Genomic DNA, 12469 nt, shown 5'->3' on the forward strand with positions numbered 1-12469 from the left:
TTCTAACTATAACAAAAAGAGAGGCCCTCGGAAAAATCCGGCACCTCTCTTCATAAATCTTTAAATATTTCCCGCGAGTGCTTTGATCTGTTCATGGACGCTCTTGATGCAGTCCGGCATGCCAATCCCGTCGTAGGCGATACCTGCGAGCAAAATACCGGGATAGACGCGGCCCATCTCAGCCCGGAGCGCACGGACCCGGTCGGAATGGAAGACAGCATAGGGCGGCAACCCGTCCCGGAGTCTGCTGACGACCGTCTCGAGCGGCGCTGCTTTAATCGTCATCAAGCCGCCGAGGTCACGTAACGCCGTCGTGACAATCTCCTCATCGGACGCATCGACGATGGCATCGGCGCCTGGACGCCCGAGAAAGACGCGCAGGACGTGATACCCTTCCGGCACGGCGTGTGGCCATTTTTGGTCGATGAACGTACATGCGGTAATCGTCACGTCCGCCTCTTGGCTCGTGACGAAACCTGTCCCGACGAATGGCAACTCGATATCTTGTTGTTTAAATACGAGTGAACACGTCGCCGTCGCGTGCGGCTTCATGTCTGCGAGAAAATCGCTGTCGACTTTCGGTAAGAACTGACGGATGAGTCGGGGCGGTACCGTCAAGACGAGATGATCACATTCGATATCTCCACGGTTCGTCAATAGTCGATAGTCCCCATCCATCTCCTCGACCTGTTCGACCGAACAGGTCAAGATGATTTCAGTCCGTTCTAGCCGTTCGGCGAGGCGATCCGTGAGTGACTTCAGCCCACGTTTGAGTGAAGCGAACTGTCCGACTTTCTTCGCTCCGACTTCCGCGACCCGCTGCTCGGGACGAAGGTGGCGCATCCCTTCATACAAGTTGCCGTACTGCTTCTCACCCTCGATGAACTGAGGGAAAGTCGACAACGCGCTCATCTTGTCGATGTCTCCCGCGTAAATCCCGGAAAGAAGCGGTTCGATCAGCCGGTCGACGATTGGGTCTCCGACCCGTTCACGCAAATACAGTCCGAGCGAGACGTCCGTCTCCGGGACCTCAACGTCCGGAGGAGACAGAAGCATCGTCCGAAGCAAAGCGTGTTCTTCCTCAGACAAGAGTGTCGTGTCCTTGAACGCATCGACGTCGAGCGGGATGCCCATGACCGTCTGTTTTGGGATCGGGTGCAATCCGTCATGATGGAGAACGTACGCTTGGCCGACGCCGTTCCGGACAATCTCATCGCCGAGCCCGACGTCGTGAATCAAGTCGGTCATCGCCGTCTTGCGGAACACGTATGAATCCGGTCCCCGTTCGACCGCAAATTCCCCGGTCTCGAACGTATCGATTTTTCCACCTAAACGGCCGCTCGCTTCGACGAGCTTGATGGTGACATCTTCCGGCAAATAACGCTCAGCATAAAAAGCGGCGGTGAGACCTGTGATCCCACCACCGACAATCGTTACATTACGCATGATGCACGATCACGCTTTCCATTCGATCGGCGACGGCTTCAATGAAGCTACGCTCCGCGTTTGGCATGTTTGGACGTGCATAGTGAACGCCGAGGCGGTCACAGACGACTTTACATTCCACGTCGTTATCGAAGAGCACCTCGAGGTGATCTGCGACGAATCCGACTGGCGTGTAGACGAACGCCTCATAACCATGCTTTTCATAAAGTTCAGCCGTCAAATCTTGGACGTCCGGTCCGATCCACGGGTCAGGCGTGTTGCCTTCAGACTGCCAACCGACCTCATAGTTCGGTACGCCCGCCGCTTGGGCGATTTTGTCCGCCGTCTCCTTCAATTGATCCGGATACGGGTCGCCACCTGCTAAAATCTTCTCTGGAAGACTGTGTGCCGAGACGATCAAGCAAGCCTTCTCGGCCGGTACCGGCAAGTTCGCGAACGTCGCTTTAATCGCTTCCGCCCACCAATTGATGAATTTCGGCTCATCGTACCACGATTCGACCGAACGGATCTCGATGCCGTATTTCGCGGCCTCTTCATGCGCCCGTCCGTTGTACGATTTGACGCTGTATGACGAATAGTGCGGAGCCAATACGACCGACACTGCTTCTTTAATGCCGTCATTCGCCATTTGCGCGACCGCATCTTCTACGAACGGTTCGATGTGCTTGAGCCCGATGTAGAGTTTGAAGTCGATCTCACCGGCGTGACGCTCGTTCAAGATGTCACGGAGCGTCTCCGCTTGGTCGATGGTGATCTTCGCGAGCGGTGACACGCCACCGATAGCCTCATAGCGCTCCGTCAAGTCTTGGAGTGCTTCCGGTGATGGTTTTCGGCCATAGCGGATGTGCGTATAGTAACGCTCGATATCTTCAGGTTTGTACGGTGTCCCATAAGCCATTACAAGTAATCCGACGGTTTTCATAATGATTTGCCTCCCATTTTTTCACGTGAGTAGTCATGGATAAACGCTGTCAATTTGACGAGCACAGACGGATCGACTTCTGGGAACACCCCATGTCCCAAGTTAAAGACGTATCCTGGCTGTTTCATCCCCTCGTCGAGGATTTCTTTCACTTTCGCTTCGATGACCGGCCACGGGGCCAACAAGAATGACGGGTCAAGGTTGCCTTGGACCGCTTTCGTGATGCCGCGGTCACGCGCCTCTTGCACCGACAAGCGCCAATCGAGGCCGACAACGTCGAGCGGCTGGTCTTGCCACTCTTCGACGAGATGGCTCGCTCCGACACCGTGCATGATGAGCGGGATGTCGAGCTTGCGCAACTCAGTGAAGATTCGCTCTGTCGTCGGTTTGATATAACGGACATAATCCTTGCGGCTGAGCGTCCCGACCCATGAGTCAAACAATTGGAACGCCTGGATACCGGCCTCCGCTTGCGCCGTCGCATATGTGATGACCATGTCACCCAACTTCTCCATGAGCGCGTTCCATACGTCCGGCTCGGCATACATGAGCGCTTTCGTGCGGTGGTAGCTCTTCGATGGACCGCCTTCGATCATATAACTCGCGAGTGTGAACGGTGCACCTGAAAATCCGATGAGCGGGACTTCCAAACGTTCACGGAGCAAGCGAATCGTCTCGAACACGTACGAGATGTCTTCCGGATTGAGCGGCTTCAAGCGCTCCACGTCTTCCATCGTCCGGTACGGGTTATCGATGACTGGACCGATGCCGCTCTTGATTTCCACATCGACGCCCATCGACGGGAGTGGCGTCATGATGTCTTTATACAGAATGGCCGCGTCGACTCCTAGTTGTTTCACCGGGAGCTCTGTTACGTAGGCACACAACTCGGCATCGTGCGTGATTTCGAATAGTGTCCTCGTTTTTTTGATCTCACGATATTCCGGTTGGTAGCGTCCGGCTTGGCGCATGTACCAGACGGGCACATAGTCTGTCGCCTCTCCTTTAAACGCCTTCAAAATAGTATCGTTCATACGTCGCGTCATTCCCCTCTATAATTCTCCTACACTCTTCTTCTATAGGTATGTGAACTCAAAAACATTATACAGAAATTAATTAGAATAATGCTAATGTGAAGCATTTTCATTGTGTTTTCTTTGTGTCATTTCTTTGTCGGATACGTGCGGAAGGCCGAATTGAGCTGACCACGAATCAAATCGTCACGCTGTTTCGACGATAGACGTTTCTCGCGTTCTTTAATGTCTTGAATCCGCCAACCGTCCTCAAGCTTTGACGCCACATCAATCAATCGTTCGACGTCATGGAAAGAATATTTACGTGAACCACCTTTAGTCCGTTCCGGAAAGACGAGCCCTTTCGCTTCATAATAGCGGACTTGTCGCTCCGAAAGGCCAGTCAGTTCAGTGATGACGCCCATCCCAATCACTTTCTTCGATTTATAGTCCATCACTCGTCCTCCTCCTCCATAAAAAAACTATGTCAGATAATCTGACAAATTGCAATCCAAGTCAAATCATTCGTCATACACTGAAAACAACTTTTGAATCATCAATCGCGAAAAAGGAGGAATCGCAACATGGAAGACATCTTATATTATATGGACACGCTGTTCGTACTCATCGCTGCACTGCTCGTCTTGACGATGCAACTTGGTTTTGGTTTGCTCGAAACGGGTACGCTCCGGGCTAAAAACGCCGGGCACGTGGCAGTCAAACAAATCATCAGCCTCTCTGTGGCGGCACTCGCCTTTTGGGCCGTCGGCTTCGGCCTCTCATTCGGGGACGGGACCCGCTGGTTCGGGACGGAAGGATTCTTCATGAACGGATCGTTCTCAAGTCTTGATTGGGCCAACGTCTCAATCGATATCAAATTCTTGTTCCAGTTGTCATTCGTCGCCGTCGCGCTCGCCATCGCCTGGGGCGGGTTCGCAGAGCGGGCTAAACTTTCCGCTTACGTTTTGTTCGGCATCTTCTTCGTCGCCATCCTCTATCCGATCGTCGCCCGCTCCGTATGGGCCGGTGGACTCCTCGGGACGATGGGCATGCAAGACTTCGCCGGTTCGGCCGTCGTCCACCTTCAAGGCGGGATGGCCGCCCTTATGGCCACGATCATCTTGAAACCGCGTCGTAAGACGGAATCGCTCGCTGGTCACAACCACGTCTTAACGGTCGTCGGCGGACTCGTGCTCTGGCTCTGCTGGTTCGGCTTCAATGCCGGTTCGACGATGTCGGTCGCGGACGGATTCTTCGGATACGTCGCCCTCACGACGATGCTTGCCACGGCAGCCGGTGCCCTCGGCGCTCTTGCCATCGTCATGCTTCATAAGAAGACGGCAGACATCCCTACAATCGTCAACGGTGTCCTCGGGGCGCTCGTCGCCATCACGGCCGCCTGTGCTTTCGTCGAACCTTGGGCCGCAGTCGTCATCGGCGCCGTCGCTTCAATCGCCACGTATGGGACGAGTATCCTCATGGCGAAATATGTCGATGATCCGCTCTGTGCCTTCTCGGTACACGGTGTCGCTGGAATCATCGGCACACTCGCACTCGGGTTCTTCGCCTCGCCGCGCTTGGTTGAGATCACAGGCATCGGTTCGGCAGGCCTCTTCTACGGCGGCGGCTTGGGCCAACTCGGTGTTCAAGCTCTCGGTGTTTTGATCGCGATGGTCATCGCCGGTGGCGGTAGCTACGCCTTCTTGAAGTTGCTTGACGTCACAATCGGTCTTCGCGTCACGGAAGAACAAGAAGACATCGGTCTCGATATCGCTGAACACGGTGTATCGGCATATGGCGAAGTCGAGCCAGAAGCAGAGACACCAGCACGCCTCCCGAAAATTCTCGGGTCAAGCGTCTCGGTCATGTCACCGAAGAAATAACGACAACAGTCAGGGACACCCAAAGCGGGTGTCCCTGTTTCATGTCAATCGGTTCAAATAGTAACGGACGATTAGATACGCAAGTGCTAGACCGACGAGTGCGTCCCACGTCGCTCCGAACAAGAACGAAGCCACGCATAGTCCGAGCATTTGCGCGAACAACAACCGCGTCGCCCACCATTTATAGGCAGAGAGCCGCTCTGAGCGTGTGATCGGCAACCATGACGCCATCGACACCGTGTCGAGCCGCTTGAACAACGGGACGAGTTGCAAGGCGGTCAACCCGACGAAAAGCGGGACGACCAGTCCGACGTACCACCCGCCCGAGAGCCACATGACGACGAGCGCGACGGCAGAGAGTCGCAACACGAGATCGAGCGAATCGTTCGAACGCATGATGCGGAGACCATAGACGTAACGGGCGGCATCGGCTCGTCTCAAGACCGAACGTTCGAGCAGGCTCACGATGAACGACCGCTCCCGTACGTCTTCCCGCATCGCCGGGACATCGACGAACCAGCTGACGACCCGATTGAACTGGGCTTTGCTCTTCTCTTCAAGCAAGAGCCAGTCGAGTAACGGGATACGGCGGTTGCGGCGTACGTGGAGCAAGATGAACGGGATGAGTGCCGGTACCGGTGTTAAGAGCGGCACACCGAACAGGATGAGAAGGCCACTGGCGAGCGCGCTAGGCACTACCACATATTTGACCCCCTCCAACTTGGCGAGACGACCCGCGGCAGAAATGAGCACACTCGTCGCGAGGATGGCGCCGACTTCAATCGAGCTGAGTGTTTGCGTCCGGACGAGCAACGGCAACACGACAAGCATGACGAGGATGGCACGGATGGTCGCGAAGACGACGTTGAACAGGCGAACGCCTGTCATAAACGCTTGAATCTCGCCGAGTCGTGGCAATAAAAAGACTTGATCCGCTTCTTGAATCAGCGTCCGGGGACGATGTCCGAGCGGCAAGAGCAACCAAATCAACGCCACAATCCATTCACTCGGAAATGCCGGATCCAAGTCCGTCAAGAACTGGTTGTAGACGAACGCCCCATAAATGAGCGTAAAGTATAGCGTGAACAATAACCCGCCGTTCGCCACATAACGGCTGTATTTCACGACGTCTTCCACCCAGACGCCAAATCGTTGTTTGAATACGTTCATTGTTTCCGCTCCTCGGCATCAATCGCCTCGACATAAATATCATCGAGCGTGGCGTCCGGAAGAAGACCATATGTCTCGCGTAACTGCGCGGCCGTACCGGTCGCGATGACCGAACCTTGGTGCAAAAAGACGAAACGATCACAGTGGCGCTCGGCCGTCTCCAAAATATGCGTCGACATCAAGATGGCGCAGTCTTCCTTATACTCGTCAAACAATCGGAGCAACTGACGGATCGCGAGCGGATCGAGCCCAACGAACGGCTCGTCGACAATCAGGAGCGGCGTCTTCGTCACGAGCGCACAGAGAATCATCGCTTTTTGCCGCATCCCTTTCGAGAAGACGGACGGGAACCAGTCTAGTTGCTTCTCCATCCGCATATCCCTGGCCAAGCGCTCGGTCCGGCTCGTTAAATCCGATGCCTCAATGTCGTACGCTTTGCCGATCAATGTCAAATGTTCACGCAAGGTCAACGTGTCATATAAAATAGGGGTCTCAGGTATATAACTTATTTTCTTACGATAATTATTTTCTGATGAGGTGAGTGTCTCACTATCGACTTCGACCGATCCCGAAATTGGATCAAGCAATCCTAAAATATGTTTAATCGTTGTCGATTTTCCCGCTCCATTTAGCCCTATCAGCCCAACGAGCTCACCTTTTTTCACTTCAAACGAAATGTCGTGCAAGACTTGTTTACCTATATAACCGCCGTTCAACTGGTCGACGTGCAACATGAAAACTCCACCCCTCATTTTCAACTTTTTTTTGTGATATATGTTTTGAAATTTGTCACATGGGAATATTCTCTACTGTAAGGCATTTTAAAAACTTATTCATCAATTCCATTGTTCCATAAAATTGTTACTAAGAACAATGGACAAAACAGAGAGGAGAATGTTTGCATGGGTTTTATTCTTTATTTGATCGTCGGAGGTATCATCGGTTGGTTAGCAGGTCTTATTTTAGGTAAAGACGTACCAGGTGGCGTGATCGGGAACATCATCGCTGGTATCATCGGTGCTTGGATTGGCGGCTTACTCTTCCCTAACTTCGGACCAGTTATCGCGGACATCGCGATTATTCCAGCACTTCTTGGTGCGATTATCTTAATCTTGATCGTATCGTTCGTAATGAAATCAATGAACAAAAAGCGCTAATCTAGTGCTAAACAAACGGGACCCTCGCTGAGGGTCCCGTTTTTTCGTTATATCAGGATTAAATAGATGGCCCCGTCCCGCTCGATGAACCGTTTCTCGCTCTGTAGGCGCAAAAAGGTGAAAATCGACTCGAGCAACGTCTGATCATAGCGCCATTCGACGCCGAGATCGGTCTCGATTTTCTCATTCGGTTCCCCGATCAAGGCGATGATGTCGTCCGGCCGCTTCTCGAGATTGATATCGATGCGGTCGACGCGACCGTCAACAAATCGAAGCTCCATCCCATCATAGCGCCAGACGTCACCTCGTTCTATCGGTTCACCGATCTCGTCGCTGACCGTCTGTTCCCGTTTATTCATCAACGCCTCGATCGTCTCGATCGAGTGCCCTGTTTGCGCCTCGACTTCGATTTCAATCAGCTCGGCCCGTTCGAGGTCGAATTGTCCGGCGACCGTCTCATCTTGTTCCGGCAACAGCCCAAATGCCAAGCGATCGTCTTCAATCAGCGTCACGTCGTCACTCTCGGTCACCGTCGACCCATCGACGACAGCGACGGCTTTGACGTCGTAACGGCCTGGCATGCGCTCGAACGTCACGTCACCGCCCGCCTCATCAATTCTTCCGACTTGTGTTCCGTCCACCCACACGTTTGTCAATGGCACATCCGACGTCACAACGAGCGACTTCGGCAACAATTCGATCCGATAGTCGGAAAAGCCGAACCGCCCTGCCCCCGTATCGACGAGCCGGAATAATCCGTCCGTCGCCATACCTTGCGTCCGGTCGGCACGGTCTTGCGCCACTTCCGAGATAGCCTCGCCCCGAATCGTCTTCTCTTCATTCAACCACCCCATGAAACGGAGTGCCTCGGCTCGCGTGAGCGGCTCCGATTCATACTCGACAGTCTGTTGGAAAAAGCGGACGTCCTCGTTCAAGAGCGCCTCTTTGAACCGGACATGAATCTTGTCGTTGGCGGCAGCCGGTTTATACCCCCATTGATAGAATGCACTGACCGCTAGGCCAATACCGAGCATCATGAGGAGCCCGAGATAGATGCTTCTTCGTCGTGACGGTTTTTTCGATCGTACATACGCCATCCGTTTTCTTCCTCTCTCTACTTGCTATTGTTTTTAGTGTAGGGGGAATCGACCGTCTGGACAATCGTTCTTCCGCCTGAATTTCCATGTTATGATCAGATGGATTAGTCATTTATGAATGGAGGAGTCAGCATGCACACTGAGGACAACTGTATTTTTTGTAAAATCGTCAAGGATGAGATTCCGTCGTACAAGGTATACGAAGACGACGCCGTCGTCGCCTTCCTCGACATCTCTCAAGTCACGAAAGGACATACACTCGTCATCCCGAAACATCATGCCCGAAACATTTACGAATTGCCAGCCGACGTCGCCCGTGACGTCTTCGGAGCCGTTCCCGCCATCGCGAACGCCATTCAACGTGAGACGGGTGCGATCGGGATGAACATCTTATCGAACGCCGAAGCGATTGCCGGACAGACGGTCTACCATTTCCATATGCATCTGTTGCCACGCTATGGCGAGACGGACGGGTTTGACGCAAAATGGGAGACGCATCAAGGCGATTACTCATCTGACGACATGCAGACCATCGCTGCCGGCATCAAAGCAAACCTTTAATGAACAAATGGACCGTCGCTTGTTGAGCGATCGGTCCATTTTTGTCTCGCACCTCATGACGAGTTGATTGAATTGAGATGGCGTTTCCGCTCCTCTTCGATTTGGGCACGCTCGACTTGTAATTTAATCGCCTGCTCGTATAACTGTTGCCGCGATTTGACAGATTCCGCTTGTTCGAACTCTTTTCTTAACAAATTTAGACGGGCGTCTATTTCAACGAGTCGCTTTTCAAGCAAAGTTTGTTTCCGCGTCTGTTCGTTCTGTTCCGACGCTTCATATCCCGCCTCGAGTGCTTCCATGATTGTGTGTGCCCAAGGGTCATCTCCCAGTCGCTTGGCCGCGTTATACAGGTCTAACATGTCATCAACCCAACGCTTTTGCATATTCACTGGAGGTCACCTTCCTTTACCCATAGTTTAAAATAAAATGATTTTTCGGTCAAAATTGAATGTTCTGAAAAATTTTATTTAAGATATAGGTTTTTAATCACTCTTTTTTGGTAAAATAATATGAAAAGAATGTATTGTAGCATCAGTGTGCTTGAGGAGGGGAATGTATTGTCGAGTCAGAATCGTCGAGAGTGGGTTGCTTTTGGCTTTGTCGTCGCGTTTTTAGGAGTTGCGACCATTAAAAAAATCGCCCGTGGAACGGCAAACGACGCCGCGGCTAACCAACACCGAGCGTCCACAATCACTACGTTGAAAGAACAATTCCAAAAAGTTACGAAGGACGCGTCGCAAGTAGCGGCAGCCGGTAAATTGCAAGGGAAAGAATTGACGGATCAAGTGAAAGCCGAAGTCGAACGCTATCAACAAGACATTCAGCCTTCAATCGAGCGGATTCAAGGAAACTTAAACGAGCTTTCGAACGTACAGTCAGATATGACCGAAGCGAAAACAGGAAAGACCGACTGAACCGTCTGTCGTCATCGCCCGTCATCTTAGTCACATTGTATCGGAAAGGATGGATCGACATGGAACACGAAAAAGAATTCACTGGCCCTGAGGCCATGCTCTATAGTCATAAAATCATTCAACTTAGTAAGGCATTGTGGAAGACGGTCGAGAAAGACTGGCAGAATTGGATCAAGCCATTCGATTTGAACATTAACGAACACCATATTTTATGGATCGCACACGCCCTCGGCGGCGCCTCGATCTCAGAGATTGCCAAATACGGGGTCATGCACGTGTCGACGGCGTTCAACTTCTCGAAGAAGCTCGAAGATCGCGGTTTGCTTACGTTCTCGAAAAAAGAGACGGACAAACGAAATACGTACGTCCAATTGACGCCTGAAGGTGAGGCGCTCTTGCTTGAGACGATTCACGCCTTCGACCCGGAAGAGAACGGTGTATTCCGCGCTTCACTTCCGCTTCAAGAGTTGTACGGGAAATTCCCTGATTTGACGGACATCACGGCTATCGTCCGTCGTCTCTACGGGGATAACTTCATGGACATCTTCGCGGAAACGTCGAAAATGATTACGGAAGAAGCCGGACGTCGCCCGGAAGACGACGAGGTCAGTAAAGAAGCTTGACTTGCCGATACAACGGTTCCGTGACGTCAAGCGCCATCCCTTGGCGCACACACGCCGCGAGAATCGTTTCGGCTTCTAACTTCGGGTGCAGCATCCCGACGAAATGAACGAGCAAAGGCTCCACGGACGACAGACCGTAGCGCATTTGCTCGTTTTGTCGTTCCCGGATATCATCGAGGAGTGCGAAAAATGCCACGACCTCTTGTCTCGTCAAGTTGGCTTTCAACACCTCATGCTCGAACGGACGATTTGACCAATCGACTGCGCCGAGCAACAATTCCATCTGGAACGATAATTGATTGATTTTCTCTTCTAACGACACGTTCTCCACCCCATCATTTCACATTCTCTTTCATCATTATACGATACGTTTCTGTGCTATGATACTACACAGGCAAGAGAACAGCTGTTATCGTTAACAAAATGTGGTATAGTCGGATTTAGAAACTTATAGATTTTTAGGGGTGGAATATATGTCAAACGGAATGACGAATGAACCGAACAAACAAAACAAGAAGTTTTCAACAGGCGCCCTCGTCGGCGCATCAGCAATCGCACTTCTGATTGGTGTCGGCGGCACGTATGCGGCGACAAGCGGCGGGTCTTCGGACAACTCAGCAGTTGTTTCCTTTGAAGGCGGCGAAGTGACACGCGGTGAGATCGCGGACATGAGCTACGACCGCATGGTGCCACAACTAGCTTTCCAAGAAACGATGAATGAATTGCTTGAAAAAGAATATGGCGACAAGGTCGAGCAAGATAAAGTCGATGAAGAGTTCAGCAAGACGGAAGAGCAGTTCAACTCAAAAGAAGAGTTCGAACAAGCGATTCAACAAGCTGGCATGACCGACACGGACGAGTTCAAAGAAGCGCTCCGCGGACAAATGCTCGTCGATGCGGCGAAGTCAGAACTCGTCGAAGTGACGGACGAAGACATCGAGGCCCAATTCGCGAAAGAGAACGTCGAAGTCAAAGCGAGTCATATCCTCGTCGAGACTGAAGAAGAAGCCCAAGCGATCATCAAAGAATTGAACGATGGCGCTGACTTCGCAGACGTCGCGAAAGAGAAATCGACAGACACAGGTTCTGGTGAAAAAGGTGGCGACCTCGGTTACTTCTCAGCCGGTGCCATGGTCCCAGAGTTTGAAGAATACGCGTTCCAAGAAGACGTGGTCGGCAAAGTCTCAGAGCCGGTCCAATCACAATTCGGTTTCCACGTCATCAAAGTCATGGACCGTAAAGAAAAAGACCTTAAACTCGAAGACGAGAAAGATCGTATCCGTGAAGAATTGGCAACTGAAAAAGCGGCCTCTGTCGACGCGAACAAGATCTACGCCGAGTTGATCGAGAAATATAACGTCGACGTGAAAGATGCGAAAGCGTCAACACAGTTCGACGCTGTTAAAGACGCTCTTAAAGCGGAAGAAGAAGGTTCAGAAGAAGCTCCAGCCGAAGAATCAACCGAGCAATAAGCAAAAGACGTCCCGCGGGACGTCTTTTTCAGATTGTTGACTAACAGAATGTTTTCGCTCATCCTCTTGGCGCCTCCGCTTTCCTAGGGGCGAGCAGGGAGCCGCATCGCGACGTTGTCGCTGCTGGGTCTCCCTCCGCTCGCTGATCCCTCAGGAGTCTCCGGCGCCGTCGGATGAGCGCCGTGAGAGGCCGCCCCTGGGTGGCCTCTCG

15 protein-coding genes are annotated in these 12469 nt (G+C 52.2%); 6 read left to right on the forward strand and 9 right to left on the reverse strand.

The genetic code is table 11. From position 1 onward, the window contains the following. Positions 1-60: 60 nt before the first annotated feature. The 4 genes from hemG to EVJ33_RS12620 all read right to left on the reverse strand — a co-directional run bounded on the left by hemG (position 61) and on the right by EVJ33_RS12620 (position 3836). Positions 61-1446, reverse strand: a complete 1386-nt coding sequence (gene hemG / locus EVJ33_RS12605; protein WP_131437649.1) for a protoporphyrinogen oxidase — start codon at positions 1444-1446, stop codon at positions 61-63. Beyond that, a complete protein-coding gene (gene hemH, locus EVJ33_RS12610; RefSeq protein WP_131437651.1) occupies positions 1439-2368 on the reverse strand; it encodes a ferrochelatase in 930 nt (309 codons plus the stop codon). The genes hemG and hemH overlap by 8 nt, the downstream gene beginning before the upstream one ends. Further along, entirely contained in the window at positions 2365-3414 is a 1050-nt protein-coding gene (hemE, locus tag EVJ33_RS12615) for a uroporphyrinogen decarboxylase (protein WP_131437653.1), read from the reverse strand. The genes hemH and hemE overlap by 4 nt, the downstream gene beginning before the upstream one ends. A 116-nt stretch (positions 3415-3530) precedes the next feature. Next, on the reverse strand, positions 3531-3836 hold the full coding sequence (locus EVJ33_RS12620) for a MerR family transcriptional regulator (RefSeq protein WP_131437656.1): 306 nt from the start codon (positions 3834-3836) through the stop codon (positions 3531-3533). A 129-nt stretch (positions 3837-3965) separates the two neighbouring features. Here EVJ33_RS12620 and EVJ33_RS12625 point away from each other — a divergent pair, with 129 nt between their 5' ends. Beyond that, a complete protein-coding gene (locus tag EVJ33_RS12625) occupies positions 3966-5264 on the forward strand; it encodes an ammonium transporter (RefSeq protein ID WP_131437658.1) in 1299 nt (432 codons plus the stop codon). Between the two features lie 39 nt (positions 5265-5303). Here the strand turns inward: EVJ33_RS12625 and EVJ33_RS12630 are convergent, their stop codons facing one another. Both EVJ33_RS12630 and EVJ33_RS12635 read right to left on the reverse strand, forming a co-directional pair. Beyond that, positions 5304-6434: an ABC transporter permease gene (locus EVJ33_RS12630; protein ID WP_131437660.1), complete on the reverse strand. Its 1131-nt coding sequence runs from the start codon at positions 6432-6434 to the stop codon at positions 5304-5306. Continuing rightward, complete coding sequence (locus EVJ33_RS12635) at positions 6431-7168, reverse strand: ABC transporter ATP-binding protein (RefSeq protein WP_131437662.1); 738 nt, start codon at positions 7166-7168, stop codon at positions 6431-6433. Before EVJ33_RS12635 ends, EVJ33_RS12630 begins: the two co-directional genes overlap by 4 nt. 168 nt (positions 7169-7336) lie before the next feature. Between EVJ33_RS12635 and EVJ33_RS12640 the strand changes: the two genes are divergently transcribed. Beyond that, the gene (locus EVJ33_RS12640) at positions 7337-7591 is read left to right on the forward strand and encodes a GlsB/YeaQ/YmgE family stress response membrane protein (protein ID WP_131437664.1); all 255 of its coding nucleotides are present in this window, start codon (positions 7337-7339) and stop codon (positions 7589-7591) included. 47 nt (positions 7592-7638) lie between these two features. Here the strand turns inward: EVJ33_RS12640 and EVJ33_RS12645 are convergent, their stop codons facing one another. Next, complete coding sequence (locus EVJ33_RS12645) at positions 7639-8688, reverse strand: hypothetical protein (RefSeq protein ID WP_131437666.1); 1050 nt, start codon at positions 8686-8688, stop codon at positions 7639-7641. Positions 8689-8820: 132 nt separating this feature from the next. Here EVJ33_RS12645 and EVJ33_RS12650 point away from each other — a divergent pair, with 132 nt between their 5' ends. After that, on the forward strand, positions 8821-9249 hold the full coding sequence (locus tag EVJ33_RS12650) for an HIT family protein (protein ID WP_131437668.1): 429 nt from the start codon (positions 8821-8823) through the stop codon (positions 9247-9249). 53 nt (positions 9250-9302) lie between these two features. On the opposite strand, the gene EVJ33_RS12655 is transcribed toward EVJ33_RS12650, so the two are convergent. After that, entirely contained in the window at positions 9303-9632 is a 330-nt protein-coding gene (locus tag EVJ33_RS12655) for a hypothetical protein (protein ID WP_236634625.1), read from the reverse strand. 174 nt (positions 9633-9806) lie between these two features. On the opposite strand from EVJ33_RS12655, the gene EVJ33_RS12660 reads away from it, so the two are divergent. Both EVJ33_RS12660 and EVJ33_RS12665 read left to right on the forward strand, forming a co-directional pair. Beyond that, positions 9807-10163: a hypothetical protein gene (locus EVJ33_RS12660; RefSeq protein ID WP_236634622.1), complete on the forward strand. Its 357-nt coding sequence runs from the start codon at positions 9807-9809 to the stop codon at positions 10161-10163. A gap of 59 nt (positions 10164-10222) precedes the next feature. Beyond that, positions 10223-10786, forward strand: coding sequence for an HTH-type transcriptional regulator Hpr (locus EVJ33_RS12665; RefSeq protein WP_131437672.1), 564 nt, complete (start codon positions 10223-10225; stop codon positions 10784-10786). On the opposite strand, the gene EVJ33_RS12670 is transcribed toward EVJ33_RS12665, so the two are convergent. Further along, entirely contained in the window at positions 10770-11108 is a 339-nt protein-coding gene (locus EVJ33_RS12670; RefSeq protein ID WP_236634623.1) for a DUF1878 family protein, read from the reverse strand. The genes EVJ33_RS12665 and EVJ33_RS12670 overlap by 17 nt on opposite strands. A gap of 151 nt (positions 11109-11259) precedes the next feature. On the opposite strand from EVJ33_RS12670, the gene EVJ33_RS12675 reads away from it, so the two are divergent. Beyond that, positions 11260-12258 carry a peptidylprolyl isomerase gene (locus EVJ33_RS12675; RefSeq protein ID WP_131437676.1) on the forward strand — a complete coding sequence of 333 codons (999 nt, stop codon included), beginning with the start codon at positions 11260-11262 and terminating at the stop codon, positions 12256-12258. Positions 12259-12469 lie beyond the last annotated feature (211 nt).

The organism is Exiguobacterium sp. SL-10 (assembly GCF_004337025.1).
GTDB lineage: Bacteria > Bacillota > Bacilli > Exiguobacteriales > Exiguobacteriaceae > Exiguobacterium.

Excerpts from the sequence above, each read along its gene's own strand:
- hemG (WP_131437649.1), bottom strand. The coding sequence starts at position 1,446 with ATGCGTAATGTAACGATTGTCGGTGGTGGGATCACAGGTCTCACCGCC.
- hemH (WP_131437651.1), bottom strand. The coding sequence starts at position 2,368 with ATGAAAACCGTCGGATTACTTGTAATGGCTTATGGGACACCGTACAAA.
- hemE (WP_131437653.1), bottom strand. The coding sequence starts at position 3,414 with ATGACGCGACGTATGAACGATACTATTTTGAAGGCGTTTAAAGGAGAG.
- EVJ33_RS12620 (WP_131437656.1), bottom strand. The coding sequence starts at position 3,836 with ATGGACTATAAATCGAAGAAAGTGATTGGGATGGGCGTCATCACTGAA.
- EVJ33_RS12625 (WP_131437658.1), top strand. The coding sequence starts at position 3,966 with ATGGAAGACATCTTATATTATATGGACACGCTGTTCGTACTCATCGCT.
- EVJ33_RS12630 (WP_131437660.1), bottom strand. The coding sequence starts at position 6,434 with ATGAACGTATTCAAACAACGATTTGGCGTCTGGGTGGAAGACGTCGTG.
- EVJ33_RS12635 (WP_131437662.1), bottom strand. The coding sequence starts at position 7,168 with ATGTTGCACGTCGACCAGTTGAACGGCGGTTATATAGGTAAACAAGTC.
- EVJ33_RS12640 (WP_131437664.1), top strand. The coding sequence starts at position 7,337 with ATGGGTTTTATTCTTTATTTGATCGTCGGAGGTATCATCGGTTGGTTA.
- EVJ33_RS12645 (WP_131437666.1), bottom strand. The coding sequence starts at position 8,688 with ATGGCGTATGTACGATCGAAAAAACCGTCACGACGAAGAAGCATCTAT.
- EVJ33_RS12650 (WP_131437668.1), top strand. The coding sequence starts at position 8,821 with ATGCACACTGAGGACAACTGTATTTTTTGTAAAATCGTCAAGGATGAG.
- EVJ33_RS12655 (WP_236634625.1), bottom strand. The coding sequence starts at position 9,632 with ATGCAAAAGCGTTGGGTTGATGACATGTTAGACCTGTATAACGCGGCC.
- EVJ33_RS12665 (WP_131437672.1), top strand. The coding sequence starts at position 10,223 with ATGGAACACGAAAAAGAATTCACTGGCCCTGAGGCCATGCTCTATAGT.
- EVJ33_RS12675 (WP_131437676.1), top strand. The coding sequence starts at position 11,260 with ATGTCAAACGGAATGACGAATGAACCGAACAAACAAAACAAGAAGTTT.